General features: G+C 45.4%; 21 protein-coding genes. 20 read left to right on the forward strand and 1 reads right to left on the reverse strand.

Translation table 11 applies throughout. From position 1 onward, the window contains the following. The first annotated feature begins 326 nt into the window (after nucleotides 1–326). The 19 genes from ilvI to lpxC all read left to right on the forward strand — a co-directional run bounded on the left by ilvI (nucleotide 327) and on the right by lpxC (nucleotide 22,159). Entirely contained in the window at nucleotides 327–2,054 is a 1,728-nt protein-coding gene (ilvI, locus tag PR799_RS05655; RefSeq protein WP_272521442.1) for an acetolactate synthase 3 large subunit, read from the forward strand. A 2-nt stretch (nucleotides 2,055–2,056) separates the two neighbouring features. Then, complete coding sequence (gene ilvN, locus PR799_RS05660) at nucleotides 2,057–2,548, forward strand: acetolactate synthase small subunit (RefSeq protein WP_154602524.1); 492 nt, start codon at nucleotides 2,057–2,059, stop codon at nucleotides 2,546–2,548. A gap of 84 nt (nucleotides 2,549–2,632) precedes the next feature. After that, nucleotides 2,633–3,643 carry a catabolite repressor/activator gene (gene cra, locus PR799_RS05665; RefSeq protein ID WP_181477415.1) on the forward strand — a complete coding sequence of 337 codons (1,011 nt, stop codon included), beginning with the start codon at nucleotides 2,633–2,635 and terminating at the stop codon, nucleotides 3,641–3,643. A gap of 721 nt (nucleotides 3,644–4,364) precedes the next feature. Beyond that, nucleotides 4,365–4,823, forward strand: coding sequence for a division/cell wall cluster transcriptional repressor MraZ (mraZ, locus tag PR799_RS05670; protein ID WP_154602526.1), 459 nt, complete (start codon nucleotides 4,365–4,367; stop codon nucleotides 4,821–4,823). A 2-nt stretch (nucleotides 4,824–4,825) separates the two neighbouring features. Then, nucleotides 4,826–5,779, forward strand: a complete 954-nt coding sequence (gene rsmH / locus PR799_RS05675; protein ID WP_272521443.1) for a 16S rRNA (cytosine(1402)-N(4))-methyltransferase RsmH — start codon at nucleotides 4,826–4,828, stop codon at nucleotides 5,777–5,779. Beyond that, nucleotides 5,779–6,099, forward strand: a complete 321-nt coding sequence (gene ftsL, locus PR799_RS05680) for a cell division protein FtsL (RefSeq protein WP_036951205.1) — start codon at nucleotides 5,779–5,781, stop codon at nucleotides 6,097–6,099. Before rsmH ends, ftsL begins: the two co-directional genes overlap by 1 nt. A 12-nt stretch (nucleotides 6,100–6,111) precedes the next feature. Beyond that, nucleotides 6,112–7,878, forward strand: a complete 1,767-nt coding sequence (gene ftsI / locus PR799_RS05685; protein ID WP_272521444.1) for a peptidoglycan glycosyltransferase FtsI — start codon at nucleotides 6,112–6,114, stop codon at nucleotides 7,876–7,878. Then, nucleotides 7,865–9,352, forward strand: coding sequence for a UDP-N-acetylmuramoyl-L-alanyl-D-glutamate--2,6-diaminopimelate ligase (murE, locus tag PR799_RS05690; RefSeq protein WP_272521445.1), 1,488 nt, complete (start codon nucleotides 7,865–7,867; stop codon nucleotides 9,350–9,352). Before ftsI ends, murE begins: the two co-directional genes overlap by 14 nt. Continuing rightward, a complete protein-coding gene (murF, locus tag PR799_RS05695; RefSeq protein WP_272521446.1) occupies nucleotides 9,349–10,707 on the forward strand; it encodes a UDP-N-acetylmuramoyl-tripeptide--D-alanyl-D-alanine ligase in 1,359 nt (452 codons plus the stop codon). Before murE ends, murF begins: the two co-directional genes overlap by 4 nt. Beyond that, nucleotides 10,701–11,783 (forward strand): phospho-N-acetylmuramoyl-pentapeptide-transferase, encoded by a 1,083-nt coding sequence (gene mraY / locus PR799_RS05700; RefSeq protein ID WP_006660755.1) that lies wholly within the window; start codon nucleotides 10,701–10,703, stop codon nucleotides 11,781–11,783. Before murF ends, mraY begins: the two co-directional genes overlap by 7 nt. A gap of 1 nt (nucleotide 11,784) precedes the next feature. Next, a complete protein-coding gene (murD, locus tag PR799_RS05705) occupies nucleotides 11,785–13,110 on the forward strand; it encodes a UDP-N-acetylmuramoyl-L-alanine--D-glutamate ligase (RefSeq protein WP_272521447.1) in 1,326 nt (441 codons plus the stop codon). Continuing rightward, on the forward strand, nucleotides 13,110–14,303 hold the full coding sequence (gene ftsW, locus PR799_RS05710; protein ID WP_272521448.1) for a cell division protein FtsW: 1,194 nt from the start codon (nucleotides 13,110–13,112) through the stop codon (nucleotides 14,301–14,303). Before murD ends, ftsW begins: the two co-directional genes overlap by 1 nt. Then, nucleotides 14,300–15,373 (forward strand): undecaprenyldiphospho-muramoylpentapeptide beta-N-acetylglucosaminyltransferase, encoded by a 1,074-nt coding sequence (gene murG / locus PR799_RS05715; protein ID WP_154602533.1) that lies wholly within the window; start codon nucleotides 14,300–14,302, stop codon nucleotides 15,371–15,373. Before ftsW ends, murG begins: the two co-directional genes overlap by 4 nt. Before the next feature lie 97 nt (nucleotides 15,374–15,470). Further along, entirely contained in the window at nucleotides 15,471–16,889 is a 1,419-nt protein-coding gene (murC, locus tag PR799_RS05720) for a UDP-N-acetylmuramate--L-alanine ligase (RefSeq protein ID WP_154602698.1), read from the forward strand. Nucleotides 16,890–16,891: 2 nt separating this feature from the next. Next, complete coding sequence (locus tag PR799_RS05725; protein WP_272521449.1) at nucleotides 16,892–17,812, forward strand: D-alanine--D-alanine ligase; 921 nt, start codon at nucleotides 16,892–16,894, stop codon at nucleotides 17,810–17,812. A 1-nt stretch (nucleotide 17,813) separates the two neighbouring features. Beyond that, nucleotides 17,814–18,626 (forward strand): cell division protein FtsQ, encoded by an 813-nt coding sequence (ftsQ, locus tag PR799_RS05730; protein ID WP_154627347.1) that lies wholly within the window; start codon nucleotides 17,814–17,816, stop codon nucleotides 18,624–18,626. A 44-nt stretch (nucleotides 18,627–18,670) separates the two neighbouring features. Beyond that, nucleotides 18,671–19,927: a cell division protein FtsA gene (ftsA, locus tag PR799_RS05735; RefSeq protein WP_036951194.1), complete on the forward strand. Its 1,257-nt coding sequence runs from the start codon at nucleotides 18,671–18,673 to the stop codon at nucleotides 19,925–19,927. Between the two features lie 57 nt (nucleotides 19,928–19,984). Then, nucleotides 19,985–21,142 (forward strand): cell division protein FtsZ, encoded by a 1,158-nt coding sequence (gene ftsZ, locus PR799_RS05740; RefSeq protein ID WP_036951193.1) that lies wholly within the window; start codon nucleotides 19,985–19,987, stop codon nucleotides 21,140–21,142. Between the two features lie 99 nt (nucleotides 21,143–21,241). Continuing rightward, the gene (lpxC, locus tag PR799_RS05745) at nucleotides 21,242–22,159 is read left to right on the forward strand and encodes a UDP-3-O-acyl-N-acetylglucosamine deacetylase (RefSeq protein ID WP_006660764.1); all 918 of its coding nucleotides are present in this window, start codon (nucleotides 21,242–21,244) and stop codon (nucleotides 22,157–22,159) included. A gap of 37 nt (nucleotides 22,160–22,196) precedes the next feature. Here the strand turns inward: lpxC and PR799_RS05750 are convergent, their stop codons facing one another. Further along, nucleotides 22,197–22,718 carry a DUF721 domain-containing protein gene (locus PR799_RS05750; RefSeq protein WP_272521450.1) on the reverse strand — a complete coding sequence of 174 codons (522 nt, stop codon included), beginning with the start codon at nucleotides 22,716–22,718 and terminating at the stop codon, nucleotides 22,197–22,199. Nucleotides 22,719–22,804: 86 nt separating this feature from the next. Between PR799_RS05750 and secM the strand changes: the two genes are divergently transcribed. Beyond that, nucleotides 22,805–23,332 carry a secA translation cis-regulator SecM gene (gene secM, locus PR799_RS05755; RefSeq protein ID WP_272521451.1) on the forward strand — a complete coding sequence of 176 codons (528 nt, stop codon included), beginning with the start codon at nucleotides 22,805–22,807 and terminating at the stop codon, nucleotides 23,330–23,332. The last annotated feature ends 10 nt before the right edge of the window (nucleotides 23,333–23,342 follow it).

Below are 23,342 nucleotides of genomic sequence, written 5' to 3' on the forward strand. Positions count from 1 at the left end.
GATATTTAATCATATTTTCTAAGCCCTTCAGTCGTTATTCCTGAAGGGCTTTGTTTTACCTGCTATTTATGTAAAATCGCGTTGCCACTATTTTTGCTTACCTTTTAGTTATTTTCGCTCTATTTTGATTGAAAACTAGTCAATGAATCTGCCGAATTTTCATGTTCAAGACAAAATGAAATCTTCCTTAATTTCTCTGCGAAATCAAATTTGCGTCCCACAAATGGTAGGGATATGTTAAGAGCTGAATTTATGACTAACTTAATAAAAATTAAAGAGGGCTGTTCGGCTCTCTGTTAACTTGCAAATAGTCTGAGGGCAAACTCATGGAGATGTTGTCGGGAGCAGAAATGGTCGTCAAGTCATTGATTGACCAAGGAGTGAAACACGTATTTGGCTATCCGGGAGGCGCAGTTCTTGATATTTATGATGCACTGCATACTGTGGGGGGCGTAGAGCATATTTTAGTTCGTCACGAGCAAGCTGCGGTGCATATGGCCGATGGCTATGCGCGCTCAACGGGGGATGTGGGCGTAGTGTTAGTAACGTCAGGACCCGGCGCAACCAATGCGATAACCGGTATTGCTACTGCGTATATGGACTCTGTACCCATGGTGGTTTTATCGGGGCAGGTCGCCAGTTCATTAATTGGGAACGATGCGTTTCAAGAGTGCGATATGGTGGGTATTTCGCGCCCAATCGTGAAGCATAGTTTTCTCATCAAACACGCGAAAGAGATCCCTGAAACCATCAAAAAAGCGTTTTATATTGCGGCGAGTGGACGCCCAGGGCCTGTGGTGATCGACTTTCCAAAAGATACGGTGAATCCGGCCGCTAAATTCCCTTATCGCTACCCTGAATCCGTTTCATTGCGCTCATATAATCCGACCTTACAAGGGCACAAAGGTCAAATTAAGAAAGCGTTGATCAAATTAGTCGCGGCGAAGAAGCCAGTGATGTATATCGGTGGCGGTGCGATCAATGCCAATTGCTCCGCGGAGCTAATGACATTAGCTGAAAAACTTCAGTTGCCAGTGGTATCAACGTTGATGGGGCTAGGCGCATTCCCCGAAACTCACCAACAATCTGTGGGTATGCTCGGAATGCATGGCACCTACGAAGCCAACAAAGTGATGCATCATTCTGATGTGATTTTTGCGGTTGGTGTTCGCTTTGACGACCGTACAACCAATAACTTAGAAAAATATTGTCCGAATGCAACCGTGATCCAAATTGATGTGGATCCAACCTCAATTTCGAAAACAGTCAAAGCGGATATTCCCATTGTTGGCGATGCAAAACTTACGTTAGAACAGATGATTGCTCAACTGGATCATGCGGCTGCCGAGCAAGATACCGCTGCACTGCAAACGTGGTGGAAGGAGATCGGTATTTGGCGCGAAAAACAGTGCCTAAAATATGCATTAAACCCAAGTAAAGTGAAGCCGCAACAAGCCATTGAGGCTATTTACCGCTTAACCAACGGTGAAGCTTATGTGACCTCAGATGTGGGGCAGCACCAAATGTTTGCTGCACTTTATTATCCGTTTGATAAACCACGGCACTGGATCAACTCAGGGGGCTTAGGCACCATGGGCTTTGGTTTGCCGGCTGCTTTAGGGGTTAAATTAGCGCACCCTAAATCCACGGTTGTATGCGTGACTGGCGACGGCAGTATTCAGATGAACATTCAAGAGCTTTCAACTGCACTGCAATATGGATTGCCGGTGTTGGTTCTGAACCTAAATAACGGTTTTTTAGGCATGGTAAAACAGTGGCAGGACATGATTTATCAAGGCCGCCACTCACAGTCCTATATGCAGTCATTGCCAAATTTCACAAAATTAGCCGAAGCTTATGGGCATGTAGGGATTTCAATTGCCTCCCCAGATGAACTTGAAGATAAGCTAAAACAAGCGCTAGTCGAAGTGAATGAAAACCAGCGTCTGGTCTTTGTAGATATTAATATTGATGAAACTGAGCATGTTTACCCAATGCAGATCCGTGGTGGAGCAATGGATGAAATGTGGTTAAGTAAAACGGAGAGGACTTGATCATGCGTCGTATCTTATCAGTGTTACTAGAGAATGAATCAGGGGCATTATCTCGCGTGATTGGGTTGTTTTCACAGCGCGGTTATAACATCGAAAGCTTGACCGTAGCACCGACCGACGACCCAACGTTGTCACGGATGACCATCCAAACAAAAGGGGATGCCAAGGTGCTAGAGCAGATTGAAAAACAGCTGCATAAACTGGTGGATGTGTTGCGTGTGAGTGAACTGACCGCATCAGCTCATGTCGAGCGTGAAATCATGTTAGTGAAACTGCAAGCTTCCGGTTATGGGCGCGATGAAATTAAGCGAAGTGCCGATATTTTTCGTGGGCAAATTGTGGATGTGACACCAACGCTGTACACCGTTCAGCTCGCAGGAACAAGCGATAAACTGGATGCATTTCTTGAAGCTGTGCGTGGTGTTGCTGAAATTGTTGAAGTTGCACGCTCAGGGATCGTTGGTGTTTCCCGTGGCGATAAAATTATGCGATGAAAAATTTATCCGCCACAGGTAGAATAGAGCAGATTAAGGCCTCGAATGACTCGGGGCTGTTTCCCAAATTGCAAAGAGGTTAACGTGAAACTGGATGAGATAGCCCGTCTAGCGGGTGTTTCCCGCACAACGGCTAGTTATGTGATCAACGGCAAGGCCAAGCAGTATCGAGTCAGCGATAAAACTGTAGAAAAAGTGATGGCAGTCGTCAGAGAGCACAATTACCATCCAAACGCAGTCGCTGCAGGGTTACGCGCAGGTCGCACTCGCTCAATTGGGTTGGTGATCCCTGATCTTGAAAATACGAGCTATACCCGTATAGCCAATTATCTTGAGAGACAAGCTCGTCAGCGCGGATATCAGCTTTTAATTGCGTGTTCAGAAGACCAACCTGACAACGAAATTCGTTGCGTGGAACATTTACTGCAGCGCCAAGTTGACGCGATTATTGTGTCTACCGCATTACCTCCTGAACATCCGTTTTATCAGCGCTGGGCGAACCGTTCACTGCCTATCATCGCGCTGGATAGAGCATTAGAAAAAGAGCATTTCATTAGCGTGGTCGGTGACGACCAAGAAGATGCACTGATGATCTCTAAAGAATTACGTAAATTCTCAGCTGAATCGGTCTTGTATCTCGGGGCATTACCTGAACTTTCTGTGAGCTATCTACGTGAGCAAGGCTTCCGTAAAGCATGGGAAGGGGACACTCGCGAAGTCAATTATTTATACGCCAATAGTTATGAGCGTGATGCCGCTGCCGACGTTTTCTCCCAATGGCTAGATAGTGGTAACGCGATGCCGGATGCATTATTCACAACGTCATTTTCTTTGCTGCAAGGCGTGTTGGATGTGGCATTGAAACGCAATGGCCGCTTACCTGAAAACATGGTTATCAGTACCTTTGGTGATAACGAATTACTGGATTTCCTCGGTTGTCCTGTGCTCTCTCTCGCTCAGCGCCACCGTGATATTGCAGAGCGTATTTTAGAATTGGTATTAGCCAGCCTAGACGAGAAACAGAAGCCAGAAACTGGAATTCGTCGAATTCGCAGGGACTTATGTCGCCGTGGTAGTTTAGGTCGCAAACAGTAGTGGATAAACCTTATCCAATGGTGAAAAAACCGGTTTAATAGTTAGTGATGTTAACCAAGATTCTTAGTAATATATCCGCCCCTATCTATTAGGGGCTTTTTTTTGGTGAAATTTATGGTTGATTACGATTTTTTTATTGCGTTATCCTGTAAATATTTCACTTTAGGAATTTTCCTAATACTTTTTTTGATTATTTTGCATTGATTGGTTTTTTGACGAATTAATTTTTTTTTAACCCATAAAAAAACCGATAAATACAATGAGCAAATTATTGTCAGTAAAATAATACTGTGAATTAAAACAGTTATTTAATGTATTGAAATATAATGATTTTATATAAAAATACGTATTATTTGGTAGTTTTGTTTAAATAATCATCAATAAATGATGATCAAAAGGTAAAGAATAGACACGAAATAAACTGATTAAAAATGAGACGTATATATCATTTACTCAAATTTGTATGATTTTGCAGCAATGAAATAGATTTAAATATGTTTTACCTGCGTTTTATAAATAAGTGAATTATATCAACTCGTTATTTCTCTTTTTCTTTCCAAGTAAGATTTTTTCCAACTTTTTCTTTTCTAAAACGTTCTGTAAATAAAGCTAAAGCTACGTGCGGCTGGCTTGACAACGTTTTCATACCATTCGTAAACTTTATAAGTGGAGAATTGTGGGGTAAAGTGGGGCAGTTGGAAATAAAGGGGAAAAATCAGGTATGTTTCGTGGGGCTACACTGGTTAATCTCGACAGCAAAGGGCGGCTAACCGTGCCTACTCGTTATCGAGGAATGCTGAGCGAGGAATCGAAAGGGCAAATGGTGTGTACCATTGACCTTCACCAGCCATGCCTGCTGCTTTATACCTTACCCGAATGGGAAATCATTGAGGAAAAACTGTCTAAGTTATCCACCATGAATCCCGCAGAACGTCGAGTACAGCGCCTTTTACTTGGTCATGCCAGTGAATGTCAGATAGACAATGCAGGACGTCTTTTGCTAGCTAGCACGCTGCGTCAACACGCAGGGCTAACAAAAGAGGTCATGTTGGTGGGCCAAATAAATAAATTTGAAATTTGGGATGAACAGATGTGGTACCAGCAGGTGGAAACTGACATCGCTGCTGAGCGTCTAGCTGACGAACCGCTGTCCGCCCGTCTACAGGATTTGTCACTATAACAATGACACAGCAGCAATTTAAACACGTAACAGTACTGCTCGATGAAGCAGTGAACGGCTTAAATCTTAAACCAAATGGTATCTATATTGATGGCACATTTGGTCGTGGCGGGCACTCTCGCTTGATTTTAAGCCAACTGGGAGATCAAGGTCGCTTGATTGCCATTGACCGTGACCCAGAGGCGATTAAAGCCGCTCAAGGGATTGATGACCCACGTTTTATGATTAAGCATGGCCCATTTTCAGCCATTGCAGATTATGTGGAAGAAGAAGGCTTAGTTGGCAAGATTGATGGTGTGTTGCTGGATCTCGGTGTCTCTTCTCCACAGTTAGATGATCCAGAGCGTGGGTTCTCATTTATGCGTGATGGGCCACTGGATATGCGTATGGATCCAACGCGTGGTCAATCCGCGCAGCAATGGCTGATGAACGCGGAAGCAGACGATATCGCATGGGTGCTCAAAACATTTGGTGAAGAGCGTTTTGCAAAGCGTATCGCAAGAGCCATTGTTGAGCGTAACCATAATCCCGAAGAAGAACCGTTAACGCGTACACGCCACTTGGCGGAGCTGATTGCCAAAGTCAGTCCGATTAAAGACCGACACAAGCACCCAGCAACCCGCAGCTTCCAAGCGATTCGTATTTATATCAATAGCGAGCTGGAAGAGATTGAGAAAGCATTAAATGGTGCGATGTCTGTTTTAGCACCTGAAGGGCGTTTATCGGTGATCAGTTTCCATTCATTGGAAGACAGATTAGTAAAACGCTTTATTCGTCAAAACAGTACCGGACCTTCTGTTCCTGCGGGGATTCCACTGACAGAAGCGCAAATCAAAGAGCTAGGTGCCGCTAAATTACGTGCACTAGGCAAAATGAAGCCTTCCGAGAGTGAAATTGACGAAAACCCACGAGCACGTAGCTCGGTGTTACGTTTTGCACAGAGAGCGGTAGAGTAATGACACCAGAAAGACACAGTTTAGCCAGAGTCATCGGTCGCGATTTATTTCGTTACGGAATTATTCCGATGATTTTGCTAGCCGCGATAGTGATTAGCGCTGTGTTTGTGGTGACCACCGCTCATGAAACACGACTGCTGACTGCCGCCAAAGATAAGCTGTACGAAGAGAAAGATTTTCTCGATATCGAATGGCGAAACTTGATCCTTGAAGAGAATGCGTTAGCCAGTCACAGCCGTGTTGAGCGTTTATCTGTTGAAAAATTGCAAATGGTTCATGTGGAACCATCCCAAGAAAACATTATTGTTTCCAAGCAATAACGAAGGTTAAGAATGAAAGCAACCAAACCCGCTAAGAACAAGAAAACAGAAGAAGTCACCAGCTTTGTTCGCTGGCGTTTTGTTTTGTTGTGTGGATGTATTGGGCTGGCATTAGCAGGGTTGTTGACTCGCGTTGCGTACCTACAAATTATTGCCCCTGAACAACTCGTTAAAGAAGGGGATATGCGCTCCCTTCGCGTTCAAGAAGTATCAACGGCTCGCGGGATGATCAGTGACCGTGAAGGTCGCCAATTAGCGGTTAGTGTTCCGGTCAATGCTATCTGGGCTGATCCTAAAGAAGTCTTTGAAAAAGGCGGCGTAAGTAACGATGAACACTGGAAAGCGCTCGCCGATGCATTAGATATTCCTCTTGAACAAATCACCACCAAAATTTCTGCTAACCCGAAAGGGCGCTTTGTTTACCTCGCTCGTCAAGTTAACCCCTCCATCGGTGAATATGTCCGCAAACTAAAAGTTCCAGGGATCTATTTACGTAAAGAGTCTCGCCGATATTACCCATCAGGTCCAGTGACTGCTCACTTACTAGGCGTGACAAATATCGATGGTGAAGGTATTGAAGGGGTGGAAAAAAGCTTCAACCGTTGGTTAAAAGGTTCTCCGGGTGAACGTACCGTACGTAAAGACCGTAATGGGCGTGTTATTGAGACCGTCTCTTCCGTCGATAGCCAAGCAGCACATAACTTGATGCTCAGTATTGATGAGCGTATTCAATCCATTGTGTATCGTGAGCTAACGAAAGGTGTTCAAGAGAACAAAGCTGAGTCCGGTGTGGCAATCCTGGTGGATGTGAATACTGGGGAAATCTTAGCGATGGCAAACAGTCCATCCTATAACCCAAATAATCTCGCGGGTACGCCGATGGATTTCATGCGTAACCGCGCTATCACGGATATTTTTGAACCGGGTTCGACCGTGAAGCCACTCGTCGTGATGAGTGCGCTGAATAACAAGATAGTAAAAGAAAATACCGTATTAAATACCTATCCGTACCGCGTGAATGGTCATGAGATCAAAGACGTTGCGCGTTACGCAGAGTTATCAATTACCGGTATTTTACAGAAGTCGAGTAACGTTGGTGTTTCAAAATTAGCGTTAGCGATGCCTGCCACAGAGCTGGTGGACGTGTATAGCCGCTTTGGGTTTGGCAAGCCGACTAATCTGGGGTTAGTCGGGGAAAGTAGTGGCATCTTTCCAAGTAAAAAAACACGGTGGTCTGATTTAGAAAGGGCCACCTTTTCTTTTGGGTATGGGCAGATGGTGACGCCATTACAGCTTGCGCGTGCCTATGCAACGATCGGTAGTTTCGGGGTATATCGCCCGTTATCGATTACTAAAGTCGACCCGCCTGTTCCGGGGACGCGAGTGTTTCCTGAGCCAATAATGCGCACCGTTGTGCACATGATGGAAAGTGTTGCTCTGCCAGGTGGAGGGGGAACACGTGCCGCAATTAAAGGCTATCGTATTGCAATTAAAACAGGTACTGCCAAAAAAGTCGGACCTGAAGGGCGCTATATCAACGAATATATCGCTTATACCGCAGGGGTTGCTCCCGCAAGCAACCCGCGCTATGCCCTCGTTGTGTTAATCAACGATCCAAAAGCCGGTAAGTACTACGGAGGTGCAGTATCTGCACCTATCTTTGGTTCTATCATGGGCGGGGTTTTACGTCTCATGAACGTTGAGCCAGATGCATTGCAAACAGACGATAAAAGTGAAATCGTGAACAGTCAAAAAGAGGTTAAAAGTGGCAGATCGTAATCTTTGTGAACTCCTCGCCCCATTTGGTGTGAGTACAACAAATGTCTCTTTACGAGAGATGACGCTAGACAGTCGAAAGGCTGCCGCGGGCGATCTGTTCATTGCTGTAAAAGGCCATCAGTCAGATGGCAGACACTATATTCCTCAAGCTATCGCGCAAGGGGTTTCTGCAGTTATCGCAGAAGCACAAGGCGAAGCAGAAGAAGGCGAAATTCGCTTTATTCATGGTGTGCCTGTCATTTATCTTAACGACCTAAACAACCGTTTATCCGCATTAGCGGGTGAGTTCTACCATCAACCTTCATCCCAAATGAAATTAGTGGGTGTGACGGGTACTAACGGTAAGACCACCACCACGCAATTAATTGCCCAATGGGCAAAAGGATTAGGCGAAACATCAGCAGTGATGGGTACGGTAGGTAATGGGCTACTGGGGCAAGTTTCCCCAAGCGAGAACACCACGGGCTCCGCCGTTGATATCCAATTAGAACTGACTCAATTACTGAATAAAAAAGCAACGTTGACGGCGATGGAAGTTTCTTCCCATGGCTTGGTGCAAGGTCGTGTTGCTGCGCTGCAATTTGACGCGGCAGTATTCACTAACTTAAGCCGTGACCACCTTGACTACCATGGTGATATGGCAAATTACGAAGCTGCAAAATGGTTACTGTTCTCTACTCATCAAACTAAAACTCAAATTATTAATGCTGATGATGAAGTCGGGCTGAAGTGGTTGCAGCGCTTGCCGCAAGCTTGTGCCGTGACGATGGAAAATCGTATTCCGGCTAACTGGCAAGGCTCATGGTTAAAAGCTACTGACGTGGATTATCACGATAAAGGCGCAACCATCCATTTCACGTCAAGCTGGGGTGAAGGTTCATTTGAAAGCCCATTAATGGGGGCGTTTAACGTAAGCAACTTATTGCTGGCGATGGCGACGCTATTAATGATGGATTACCCATTAGAGCAGCTTTTAGCGACAACAGGTGCATTAATGCCAGTCTGTGGTCGTATGGAAGTGTTCAGCGTTGCAGGTAAGCCAACTGTGGTTGTGGATTATGCTCATACCCCTGACGCATTAGAAAAAGCGTTAGCGGCAGCGCGTTTACATTGTAAAGGCAAGCTGTGGTGCGTCTTTGGTTGTGGCGGTGATAGAGACAAAGGTAAGCGTCCTCTGATGGGCGCTTCTGCTGAGCAATATGCTGATAAAGTGGTGATCACCGATGATAACCCTCGCAGCGAAGATCCGCTGGATATTATCAACGACATCATGGCGGGTATTTTGGATTCTAGTCGTGTCTTCGCGATCCCTGGACGCCCCGAAGCCGTTACCAACACTATTTTACAAGCACAACCTGATGATGTGATTTTAGTGGCAGGTAAAGGTCATGAAGATTATCAAATCATTGGTTCTCGCCGTTTAGATTATTCAGACCGCTTGACCGTCGCAAGATTGTTGGGGGTGATGGCATGATCCCGATGACCTTAGCCCAACTGGCACAAATCACTCACGGTCGCATTGAACAAGCGAGCAATAACGAATTAGCGTTATTAAACGTGAGTACCGATAGCCGTAAAATCGACGCTAGCTGCCTATTTATTGCCTTAAAAGGCGAGCGTTTTGATGCTCATGACTTTGCCGATCAAGTCGTTGATGCTGGCGCGGCAGCACTGTTAGTTGACCACCAATTGGATGTGAACTGCCCACTGGTAATTGTTGAAGATACGCGTATTGCGATGGGGCAAATCGCAGCTTGGGTTCGCCAACAATCTAAAGCGAGAGTGGTCGGGTTGACTGGCTCTTCCGGCAAAACATCCGTGAAAGAGATGACAGCCTCGATTCTGGCGCAACGTGGTAAAACGTTATATACCGCAGGTAACTTGAATAATGATATTGGTGTTCCACTGACACTGTTCCGTTTAACAGATGAATACCAATTTGCTGTGATCGAAATGGGGGCCAATCACCCACATGAAATTGAATACACGACTAACATCGTTAAGCCAGAAACTGCGCTCGTGAATAACTTATTTGGTGCGCATCTTGCTGGTTTTGGTTCCCCTGAAGGTGTTGCTAAAGCCAAAGGTGAAATTTACCAAGGTCTGCCAGAAGAAGGCACGGCGATTGTGAATTTAGATAGCTACTCTGATAAGTGGAAATTTAATCCTCGTCAAACCGTTTGGTATTACTCACTGACTGAAAAAGCGGATTTCTATCCTTCAGATATTCAAATCAAACAGCTGACAACAGATTTCACACTACATACGCCGGTAGGGCAGGTTGAAATCACATTGCCATTACCGGGAGTGCATAACATTGCCAACGTTTTAGCGGCAAGTGCATTAGCCATCTCTGTGGGGGCAACCTTAGACGATATCAAACAAGGTATTGCCACCACGAAAGCGGTACCGGGGCGTTTATTTCCAGTGAGTTTAAGTGAGACGAAAGTCGTACTGGACGATACCTATAATGCCAATGATGGTTCGATGATTGCGGCGATTAATGTGCTGGCGAAAATGCCAGGCTATCGTATTTTCGTTGTCGGTGACATGGGTGAGCTTGGTGATTATGCCCACGAGTGTCATGAGCGAGTTGGTTTAGCCGCGAAACAAGCGGGGTTAGATAAAGTTCTCAGTGTTGGACAGTTAAGCGAAATTATTAGCCAATCTAGCGAACGCGGCGAGCATTTTACAGCGAAACAAGATTTATTAACCCGACTAATTCCGCTAGCACAGCAGAATGATGTTGTTTCTATTTTAGTTAAAGGTTCACGCAGCTCCGCGATGGAAGATGTCGTGAATGCATTGAAGGAGTGCTTCGAATGTTAGTCTGGTTAGCCGAATTATTGGTTCATAAATTTTCTGCTTTTAACGTCTTCTCCTATTTGACGTTCAGAGCCATTGTCGGTTTGCTGACTGCATTAATCATTGCTTTGTGGATGGGTCCACATCTCATTGCTTACCTACAAAAAATGCAGATTGGTCAAGTTGTCCGTAATGAAGGTCCTGAGTCTCACTTTAGTAAACGTGGTACGCCAACCATGGGCGGGATTTTGATCCTGTTTTCTATTTGTATGTCTGTGCTGCTATGGGCGCGTTTAGACAACCCTTATGTTTGGTGTGTACTGCTGGTGTTAGTGGGTTACGGTATTGTCGGATTTGTTGATGACTATCGCAAAGTGGTGAGAAAAGACACCCGTGGTTTGATTGCCCGCTGGAAATATTTCTGGCAGTCCGTGCTTGCATTAGTCGTTGCCTTTTCTATGTATGCCATTGGTAAAGACACGCCAGCGACTCAGCTGGTTGTTCCGTTCTTTAAAGATGTGATGCCGCAATTAGGCGTGCTGTACATTTTACTGGCTTACTTCGTTATCGTTGGAACCAGTAACGCTGTTAACTTAACGGACGGCTTAGATGGTTTAGCGATTATGCCAACAGTGTTTGTTGCTGCGGGCTTTGCTTTAGTGGCATGGGCAACGGGTAACGTTAACTTTGCTAACTACTTACACATTCCATTCTTACCGCATGCGGGGGAATTAGTGATTGTGTGTACGGCGATTGTTGGGGCAGGTTTAGGCTTCTTATGGTTCAACACCTACCCAGCGCAAGTATTTATGGGTGATGTTGGCTCTTTGGCATTAGGTGGAGCATTAGGAACTATCGCTGTTTTACTGCGTCAAGAATTCTTATTAGTCATCATGGGCGGTGTGTTTGTGGTTGAAACACTGTCGGTGATTTTACAAGTTGGCTCCTTCAAATTACGTGGCCAACGAATTTTCCGTATGGCACCAATTCACCATCACTATGAATTGAAAGGTTGGCCAGAACCACGCGTTATCGTGCGTTTCTGGATTATCTCTCTCATGTTAGTTCTGATTGGACTAGCAACATTGAAGGTGCGTTAAGATGATTGGTTCACAGGCTCAGCAATATCAGGGTAAAAACGTCGTGATTATTGGCCTAGGTTTAACTGGGCTTTCCTGCGTTGACTTTTTCCTTGCTCGTGGGGTTGTTCCTCGCGTGATGGATACCCGCGCTGTGCCACCTGGAGTTGATAAACTTCCTGAGAATGTTGCTTGCCATAGTGGCAGCTTAAATAATGAATGGCTGCAACAAGCCGATTTGATTGTTGCCAGCCCAGGCGTCGCGTTGGCAACACCGCAGTTACAGGAAGCAGCCAGCAACGGTATTGAGATTGTGGGTGATATTGAGCTGTTCTGCCGTGAGGCGGATGCGCCAATCGTCGCAATCACAGGTTCTAATGGTAAAAGCACGGTGACTTCCCTTGTGGGGGAAATGGCGAAAGCGGCGGGCATTTCCGTCGGTGTGGGCGGGAATATCGGTATTCCTGCACTTTCTTTGCTCAATCAAGGGCATAGTCTGTTTGTGCTGGAACTGTCTAGTTTCCAATTAGAAACCACGTCTAGCCTACGTGCAGCGGCTGCAACCGTGTTGAATGTGACTGAAGATCATATGGATCGCTATCCATTGGGGCTTGAGCAATATCGTGCAGCAAAATTACGTATTTATGATAATGCACAATACTGCATTGTGAACGCGCAAGATCCGCTAACACTTCCACATGACCAGAGCGCTAGCCAATACACTAGTTTTGGTTTAAATAACGGTGATTACTACTTTGATACGCAAAAACGTGTCTTAGTCGCTCAAGGTGAAGTGGTGTTGGATGTGGCACAAATGCATCTGACTGGGCAGCATAACTATATGAATGCACTGGCTGCACTAGCCTTAGCTGATTCTGTGGCAATCCCCCGTGAAGCTAGCCTTAAAGTCTTAAAAGAGTATGCCGGTTTAGTGCATCGCTTCCAGTTGGTCTTTTTCAATCGCGGTGTGCGTTGGATCAATGACTCAAAAGCAACCAATGTGGGCAGTACAGAAGCTGCACTTAATGGTTTGCATGTGGATGGCTATATTTACTTATTGCTGGGTGGTGACGGCAAGTCAGCTGATTTTTCTCCGCTCAAAGAATATATTTCGGCAGATAACTACCGTTTGTACTGCTTTGGTCGTGACGGTCAGCAATTAGCGGAACTCGCACCAGAAAAATCCGTACTGACAGATACGATGGAGCAGAGTATGCGCCAAATTGCGCCGTTGTTAAAATCTGGCGACATGGTGCTGTTATCTCCAGCATGTGCCAGCTTAGATCAGTTCAAAAGTTTTGAGCAGCGGGGTGATGTTTTTGCTCAACTCGCTAAGGAGTTAGGTTAATGACCATACCGGGTGCCTTGCGTTTAAAAAACTGGATCATCGGTGAAAAGAATGGCGTGATTTCAGGCTCGACGCTCTACGACCGTACATTGGTTTGGTTAGCATTCGGTTTGGCGGCAATCGGTTTCATTATGGTAACTTCCGCATCGATGCCAGTCGGACAGCGATTAACGGATGACCCATTCTATTTTGCTAAACGTGACGTGGTGTATTTGGTCGTTGCATTTCTTCTGGTTTTAGGCGTCATGCGGGTCTCGATGGCCACATGGGAAAAATACAGTTTTATTTTGCTGATGGGCGCATTGGGCATGCTGGCAGTGGTGTTGGTTGCCGGTAGTTCCGTCAATGGGGCATCGCGCTGGATTGATATCGGTATTGTAAAAATTCAGCCCGCAGAAATTTCGAAGTTCGCGCTGTTTTGTTACGTTTCCAGCTATTTAGTTCGTAAGTCAGATGAAGTACGCACCAAGTTTTTCGGCTTCGTAAAACCGATGTGTATTTTGATCATGATGGCGTTATTGCTGCTATTACAGCCAGACTTGGGAACGGTAGTTGTACTGGTTGTAACTACGTTAGGGTTGCTGTTTTTAGCTGGTGCGCGCTTAGCACCGTTTATTATCGGTATCGCGGCTTGTGGTGTAGGCGTACTGGCTTTGATTATCTTTGAACCGTATCGTTTGCGCCGTGTGACATCCTTCTTAAATCCGTGGGATGACCCGTTTGGTAGCGGTTATCAGTTAACGCAATCTTTGATGGCATTTGGTCGAGGAGAGCTTTTCGGACAAGGTCTGGGTAACTCGGTACAGAAATTAGAATATTTACCGGAAGCACACACTGACTTTATTTTCTCCGTACTAGCTGAAGAGTTGGGGTATGTGGGTGTGGTTCTGGTGTTACTGATGGTATTCATGTTGGCATTTAGAGCGATGATGGTAGGGCGTAGAGCACTACTGACCAACCAATTATTTGGTGGGTATCTCGCATGTGCCATCGGTATTTGGTTTACCTTCCAAGCATTGGTTAACGTGGGCGCAGCGGCAGGCATGTTGCCAACCAAAGGTTTAACACTCCCGTTAATCAGTTACGGGGGATCGAGTTTATTAGTGATGTCAGCGGCGATCGCTGTGCTACTTAGAATTGATTATGAAACACGACTTGAGAAAGCTCAGGCGTTTGTAAGGAGTTCCAAATGAGTCAGGCAAAAAAATTACTCGTTATGGCAGGCGGAACTGGGGGACACGTTTTTCCCGGCTTAGCTGTGGCGCATTATTTGCAGGCTCAAGGTTGGGAAATTCGCTGGTTAGGCACCGCGGATCGCATGGAAGCCACCTTAGTACCGAAACACGGTATTGATATTGAGTTTATTCAGATCTCGGGTTTAAGAGGTAAAGGTATTGGTGCATTAATTGGTGCACCTTGGCGTATCTATAAAGCCATTCGCCAAGCGAAAACCATTATTCAGCGCTATCAACCCGATGCTGTGCTCGGTATGGGCGGTTATGTGTCTGGTCCCGGCGGGATAGCAGCTTGGCAATGTGGCGTTCCTGTTGTTCTCCATGAACAAAATGGTATCGCGGGATTAACCAATAAATGGTTATCAAAAATTGCAAAACGTGTTTTACAAGCTTTCCCTGGCGCATTCCCTAATGCACCCGTTGTAGGTAACCCAGTGCGTGAAGATGTATTGGCATTGCCGGCACCGCAAGAGCGCTTAGCAGGGCGTGAAGGTGCAATACGCGTATTAGTTGTAGGTGGTAGCCAAGGGGCGCGAATTTTAAATCAAGTTATGCCTGCAGTTGCTGGAAATGTGAGCAAACAGTTAAATATCTGGCATCAGGCTGGAAAAGGCAGTAAGGAATCGACAGAAGCACTGTATAATGATTGTTTGCAAAATTCAGGCAATTCTGAGTTTAAAGTGACTGAATTTATTGATGATATGGCGCAAGCTTACGCATGGGCTGATATTGTGGTTTGTCGTTCAGGTGCATTAACTGTCAGTGAGATAGCCGCGGCAGGTTTACCCGCGATTTTTGTTCCTTTCCAGCATAAAGACCGCCAACAGTATTGGAATGCACTGCCTTTAGAACAAGCAGGGGCTGCGAAGATTATTGAGCAACCGCAGTTTACACCTGAAGCCGTTGTTGAGTTACTCAACAAGTGGGATAGAACCGAATTATTGTCGATGGCAGAAAAAGCCTATAGCTGTGCCATCACGGATGCAACCGAACGTGTTGCGGCGGTTATTTGCGATGTTGCGAAATAGCCTGACCATACAAAATAGAATGTAGACAGAATTTATAGAGAAGCGAAATACAGTGAATACACAACAGTTAGCGAAATTAAGAACATCGGTGCCAGAAATGCGTAGAGTACGGCACATTCATTTTGTCGGCATCGGTGGTGCTGGCATGGGTGGTATCGCTGAAGTGTTGGCTAACGAAGGTTATGAAATTAGTGGTTCAGATTTAGCACCTAATGCGGTGACTCAGCAGCTCACTGAATTGGGCGCCACTATCTATTTTAATCATCGCCCTGAAAACGTTGAAAATGCGAGTGTGGTGGTAGTTTCTACGGCTATTTCTGCAGAGAACCCTGAAATTCAAGCTGCGAAAGAGCTGCGTATCCCCGTTATTCGCCGTGCTGAAATGCTGGCTGAATTAATGCGCTATCGTCATGGTATCGCAGTGGCGGGAACTCACGGTAAAACAACGACAACGGCAATGATTTCTGGGATCTACGCGCAAGCGGGATTAGACCCAACATTTGTGAATGGCGGATTAGTGAAATCAGCGGGAACTCATGCACGATTAGGTAGTAGCCGTTACTTGATCGCTGAAGCGGATGAAAGTGATGCGTCATTCTTGCATTTACAGCCACTGGTTGCGGTTGTGACGAACATTGAAGCGGACCACATGGATACCTATCAGGGTAATTTTGAAAACCTGACAGATACCTTCATCAACTTCCTGCATAACTTGCCATTCTATGGCCGTGCAGTGATGTGCATTGATGACCCGGTGATCCGTTCATTATTACCAAAAATCGGTCGTTACATTACCACTTACGGCTTTAGTGACGATGCGGATGTTCGTATCACCAAGTACGAGCAAAAAGGGAACCAAGGCTTTTTCACGATTGCTCGTGAAGGAATGCCAGAGTTGACCGTCGTGCTGAATGCACCTGGTCGCCACAATGCGCTTAATGCAACGGCGGCTGTTGCTGTGGCAACTGAAGAAGGCATCGACGATTTACACATTCTGTCTGCACTAGTGGAATTCCAAGGGACAGGTCGTCGTTTCGATTTCTTAGGTAACTATGCGCTGCGTAATGTGAATGGTAAAGAAGGTGAAGTGATGCTGGTGGATGACTATGGTCACCATCCAACAGAAGTGGATGCCACCATTAAAGCTGCTCGCGCAGGCTGGCCAGATAAACGTATCGTTATGGTTTTCCAGCCTCATCGTTATACACGTACTCGTGACTTATACGATGATTTTGCAAACGTGCTGGGGCAGGTAGATGTCTTGCTCATGCTAGAAGTTTATTCCGCGGGTGAGAAGCCAGTTCCGGGGGCTGATAGTCGCTCATTGTGCCGTACAATCCGCAGTCGTGGGCAGGTTGACCCTATTTTTGTGGCAGAACCTGAACAAGTTTCACATATGCTGGCACAAGTTCTTGATGATAACGACTTAATTTTAGTTCAAGGCGCAGGAAATATTGGTAAAATAGCCAAAAACCTAGCAGAAACGAAATTACAGCCACCGATGGTTGAGGAATAAGCATGACAGAAAAAATCGCGGTTCTATTTGGCGGCACATCTGCTGAACGTGAAGTGTCACTTCAGTCTGGCAATGCTGTATTGGCGGGATTACGCCAAGCGGGCGTTGATGCACATCCAATTGATACCCAAGATTTTCCTGTTGTGACATTAAAAGAAGCTGGTTTTGATAAAGCGTTTATCGCCTTACATGGTCGTGGCGGGGAAGACGGCACGATCCAAGGTATGCTTGAGTTTCTGGGGCTTCCATACACAGGCAGTGGCGTAATGGCATCTGCACTGAGTATGGATAAACTGCGCACCAAACAACTTTGGCAAGGCGCTGGATTAAGTGTTTCTCCATATATTTCACTTAACAAGCAGAAATATACTAATATTAAAAAAGAGCAGTTAGCTCAGCAAGTTAAGCACTTAGGACTGCCACTTATCGTTAAACCGAGTTTGGAAGGTTCCAGTGTTGGAATGAGCAAAGTTGACTCTCTGGATGCACTGCCAGAAGCCATTGAGCTTGCTTTCCAGTTTGACGATACGTTATTGATTGAAAAGTGGTTAAGTGGCCCTGAGTATACGGTCGCGGTATTGGGGGACGAGGTTCTACCTTCGATTCGTATTCAGCCACCGGGTATTTTTTATGACTATGAAGCGAAGTATTTGTCCGATGAGACTCAATATTTCTGCCCAAGTGGTTTAACACGCGACCTCGAAGCGAAACTGGCAGATATCGCAATGCAAGCTTATCAAGCGGTAGGCTGTCGTGGCTGGGGACGGGTTGATGTGATGCAAGATAGTGATGGGGAATTCTATTTACTCGAAGTGAATACTTCGCCGGGAATGACCAGTCACAGTTTAGTTCCAATGGCTGCGCGTCAAGCCGGTTTGGATTTTTCGCAGTTAGTGGTACGTATTTTGGAATTGGCTAGTTGATATGTCACAGGCAGCGTTAAACGTAAGGCATCACAATCAGAATAGCGGTCAAGATGAAGATCCGCGCTCAAGACCAAGTAATGGGGCTTTTCTGGGCGGATTGATTTTCTTCCTGATGGTCGTCGGCACCATTGTGTGGAGCGGCTGGACTGTGATGAACTGGATGAAGGATGCCGATAGGCTGCCAATGTCCAAACTGATATTAACGGGAGAGCGCAATTACACCACCAATGACGATGTGCGAAAGGCAATTTTGTCATTAGGTCAGCCGGGAACCTTTATGACGGTGGATGTGAATGCGATTCAAAACCAAATCAGTATGATGCCATGGATACGCCAAGTTACAGTGCGTAAACAGTGGCCGGATGAATTAAAAATCCATATTGCGGAGTACAAACCCTACGCAAGATGGAATGACCAAAACATGGTCGACCAAGAAGGGCGTGTGTTTACCCTTCCACCAAGTCAAAATGGGAAAGGCGATTATGTGATGCTGTATGGTCCGCAAGGAAGCCAAACAGAGGTTTTGAAAGAATTTGCTGTGCTAAGTGGTATTTTGGCGAAAAATAACTTGAAACTAAAATCCGTTTCTATGACAGCGCGCCATGCATGGCAGATTATTTTAGATAATGATGTAAGAGTCGAACTTGGGAAAAAAGATGTGTTAGAGCGGTTAAACCGTTTTCTCGAGCTTTATCCACTTTTACAGCAAACGACTGATAAACGCGTCGACTATGTTGATTTGCGTTATACCAGTGGGGCAGCGGTGGGGTGGGCTCCTCTATTAGTTGACGCACCGCAAGGCTTCCAATAAGACAAATTGCTAATAACTCAAATTAGGCAGATAGGCAGAAGCAAATGATTAAAGCGACGGACAGAAAATTAGTGGTAGGCCTTGAAATTGGAACTTCCAAGGTGTCAGCCCTTGTAGGAGAAATTCTGCCCGATGGTATGGTTAATATTATTGGGGTGGGAAGCTGTCCATCTCGCGGAATGGACAAAGGTGGCGTTAACGATCTTGAGTCGGTTGTTAAATGCGTCCAAAGAGCGATTGACCAAGCTGAATTAATGGCAGATTGCCAAATTTCTTCTGTTTACCTTGCATTATCAGGTAAACATGTGAGCTGCCAAAATGAGATTGGTATGGTGCCAATCTCAGAAGAAGAAGTGACACAAGAAGACGTGGACAGCGTCGTTCACACGGCGAAATCTGTCCGAGTTAAAGACGAACACCGAATTTTGCATGTTATCCCGCAAGAATTCGCGATTGACTACCAAGAAGGCATTAAAAATCCAGTCGGTCTTTCTGGTGTTCGTATGCAAGCTAAAGTTCATCTGATCACTTGCCATAACGATATGGCGAAGAACATTGTGAAAGCCGTTGAGCGTTGTGGGTTAAAAGTAGACCAGCTTATTTTTGCTGGCCTTGCCGCAAGCTACAGTGTGTTAACTGAAGATGAGCGCGAATTAGGTGTCTGTGTTGTTGATGTCGGTGGCGGCACAATGGACATGGCGGTTTATACGGGTGGTGCTTTGCGTCATACCAAAGTGATCCCATACGCAGGTAATGTGGTGACAAGTGATATCGCTTACGCATTTGGTACGCCGCCAACAGACGCAGAAGCAATTAAAGTGCGTCACGGGTGTGCAGTCGGTTCGATTGTGAGTAAAGATGAAACGGTGGAAGTGCCGAGTGTTGGCGGTCGTCCACCAAGAAGTTTACAGCGTCAAACCTTAGCGGAAGTGATTGAGCCACGGTATACTGAGCTGTTAAATTTAGTGAATGAAGAAATTTTAAATTTACAGGAACAGTTACGCCAGCAAGGTGTCAAACACCACTTAGCGGCAGGGATAGTTTTGACCGGTGGGGCAGCACAGATTGACGGGTTAGTTGAATGCGCTCAAAAAGTGTTCCATACACAGGTCAGAATCGGTACCCCACTTAATATAACAGGATTAACGGATTATGCTCAGGAGCCATACTACTCCACAGCAGTAGGGCTTCTGCATTACGGTAAAGAAAGCCACCTTGGCGATGATACCGAGACGGAAAAACGTGCTTCAGTTAGCGGGTGGTTTAGTAAGCTCACCAGCTGGCTGAGAAAAGAATTTTAATTTTTATTTAGAAGCATATTATTAGCTTCAATAGTAAGCACAAAACGGAGAGACATTATGTTTGAACCAATGGAGCTAACCAACGATGCGGTGATTAAAGTCATCGGCGTTGGCGGCGGCGGCGGAAATGCCGTTGAACACATGGTACGCGAGCGCATTGAGGGTGTTGAATTCTTTGCAGTCAACACCGATGCACAAGCCCTGCGTAAAACCGCAGTCGGACAAACCATTCAGATCGGTACAGGTATTACTAAAGGTCTGGGTGCGGGTGCAAACCCAGAAGTTGGCCGTAATGCGGCGGAAGAAGACCGTGAAGCACTGCGCAATGCTCTTGATGGCGCAGATATGGTGTTCATCGCTGCAGGTATGGGCGGTGGCACGGGTACTGGTGCAGCGCCAGTCGTTGCTGAAGTTGCTAAAGAATTAGGTATCCTAACCGTTGCTGTCGTGACTAAGCCATTCAATTTCGAAGGCAAAAAACGTATGGCATTCGCGGAAGCGGGTATCACTGAGCTGTCTAAGCACGTTGACTCGCTGATCACTATTCCTAACGACAAGTTACTGAAAGTACTTGGTCGTGGTATCTCTTTACTGGATGCTTTTGGTGCGGCTAACGACGTATTAAAAGGTGCAGTTCAAGGTATCGCTGAGCTGATCACTCGCCCAGGTTTAATGAACGTGGACTTTGCTGACGTACGTACCGTGATGTCAGAAATGGGCTACGCGATGATGGGTTCTGGTGTGGCTCGTGGCGAAGATAGAGCGGAAGAAGCTGCTGAAATGGCAATTTCTAGCCCACTTCTGGAAGATATCGACCTGTCTGGCGCGCGTGGTGTTCTGGTTAACATCACTGCTGGTTTTGACCTGCGCTTGGATGAGTTTGAAACAGTGGGTAATACCATTCGTGCATTCGCATCGGATAATGCGACTGTCGTAATCGGTACCTCTTTAGACCCTGAAATGCATGAAGAATTGCGCGTGACTGTTGTTGCTACAGGTATTGGTATGGACAAACGTCCAGAAATTACTTTAGTCAGCAATAAAATGTCTCAGCAAGCTTCTATGGAGCAACGCTATCAGCAAATGCAAAATAGTATGTCTTCATTAAATGATGAAAAACCAGCTGCAAAAGCCGTTAACGACCAAAATACACAAGTAAATAAAGAGCCGGATTACTTAGATATCCCAGCTTTCTTGCGTAAACAGGCCGATTAATTTTTAATTAGATTGGTTTTTCCGCTTTTTGTGCTAAAATTTTCTACTGGTTATCAATTAAGATAGCCAGTAGGACTTATAACATTGCGAGAAAATACGATGATCAAACAACGGACACTTAAACGTATTATTAAAGCGACTGGTGTTGGTTTACATACCGGCAAGAAAGTTACGCTTACTTTACGTCCGGCACCGGCCAATACCGGGGTCATCTACCGTCGTACTGACCTTAATCCACCGGTAGATTTTCCGGCAGATGCGAAATCAGTTCGCGATACTATGTTATGTACTTGCTTAGTCAACGAAGATAACGTACGTATTTCGACGGTTGAACATTTGAATGCTGCTTTAGCAGGATTAGGCATCGATAACATTGTTATTGAAGTCAATGCGCCTGAAATCCCGATTATGGATGGCAGTGCTGCACCGTTTGTTTTCTTACTGCTAGATGGCGGTATTGAAGAATTAAATTGTGCGAAGAAATTCTTACGCATTAAAGAAACTGTACGTGTTGAAGATGGTGATAAGTGGGCAGAAATGTCCCCATACAATGGCTTTAGCCTTGATTTCACTATTGATTTCCAACACCCTGCGATTGATAGCAGCACGCAACGCTATGCAATGGATTTCTCTGCAGAATCTTTTGTAAACCAAATTAGCCGCGCGCGTACTTTCGGTTTCATGCGTGACATTGAATATCTGCAATCGAAAGGCCTATGCTTAGGCGGTAGTTTTGACTGTGCTATCGTCGTTGATGACTATAAAGTGCTCAACGAAGATGGTTTACGCTTTGAAGATGAATTCGTTCGTCACAAAATGCTCGATGCAATTGGTGACTTATTCATGTGTGGACATAACATTATTGGTGCATTCACTGCATTCAAGTCTGGTCACGCATTGAATAACAAATTGCTGCAAGCGGTTCTGGCTAAAGAGTCTGCTTGGGATCTGGTCACCTTTGAAGACGAAGCTGAATTACCTCTGGCATTCAAAGCGCCTTCGACTGTATTCGCATAATAGTTTCTATTATGCGGCTATCTCCTGCCTGCCAGGGTTAGCCTTTTCTGTTGGTTGCATTAGTACTCTCTCCGGCTAATGCAGCCAGCCGCTCAAACTTCTCTTTTAATCCCTTCGGACTCTTTTTCGCTAATCTTAATAACTGCTCTGCGGTCTGCGTACTAATCTGTCTTTGATTACGATTTTCTTTTTGACTCACTGATTGCTTATTCAATGAGCTATTTTGCTTAGATTTTCGTATAAGATCGGGGTTGATTCTGATGTCGATGGAAGATAAAGATGGTAGAATAGACGACCTTAATGCAGAAGTAAGATTCATTTTCTCGTAATTAAGGCGGGTCATCCAACTGGCATTAGCCACTTCGATAACCATAATGTTATTACGGTAGTTTGCCACTCGACACATGGGTTTAATTTCTGCTGGCAGCAAACTTTTTACAACACGATTCAATTTTAGAATAGCTTTTGCATTTCGCTGAATAGTTTGTAAAGTGTTTGATGTTTTCGCCAGAGACTCTTCGAGAACATCGAAAAGTGCTTGTGGATGACTATCTCTCATTGTGAACTCTCATTTTACGCGATTGCTAAAGATGTCAGAACATAATTGGGAATCATACTTTAATCTATAAATTATATAAGAGTTTGATGGGCATTTTAAATTTTTGGCGGCATTTAGGTAGACGATACTTTTGGTCCCACCTGTTATTAGGTGTTGTGGCTACGGGTGTTGGCTTGCCTACAATTTTAAATGCCTTATCAGAATCTCAGCAAACTCAAGTTAATTCTGCGCCAGCGAATCGACAAAGCCAAGCTGTAAATGCTTTCGATAACTTATTTGCACAGCAGAACTCCCAACGCTCTTCATCCTCGTCTTCTTACTCAGTCAATTACTGGCAGCAACATGCGGTACGTAATGTTATTCGCCAACTGACTTTTGCCTTTTCAGCAACTGAAGATGAAGATACCGACAAAAGTAAGCTACAAAAAGAGGCGCTATTTGCCCCTCAATTAATGTTAGATACGCTGTACGCGATGTTGGCGCAGCGATCTTTACAATGGGATGTGGCAACGACTCAAGCTAGCGAACATATCTACCCTCTCTTTACTGTTTATCAGCCCGCGATTTGGGTTGCTCAGGTACATGGCATTCGGGCTGGACCCTTTTTCGCCTAAATCCATTTAA

Origin of the sequence: Providencia sp. PROV202, from assembly GCF_028479565.1 — a bacterium.
In the GTDB taxonomy this organism is placed as follows: domain Bacteria; phylum Pseudomonadota; class Gammaproteobacteria; order Enterobacterales; family Enterobacteriaceae; genus Providencia; species Providencia zhijiangensis.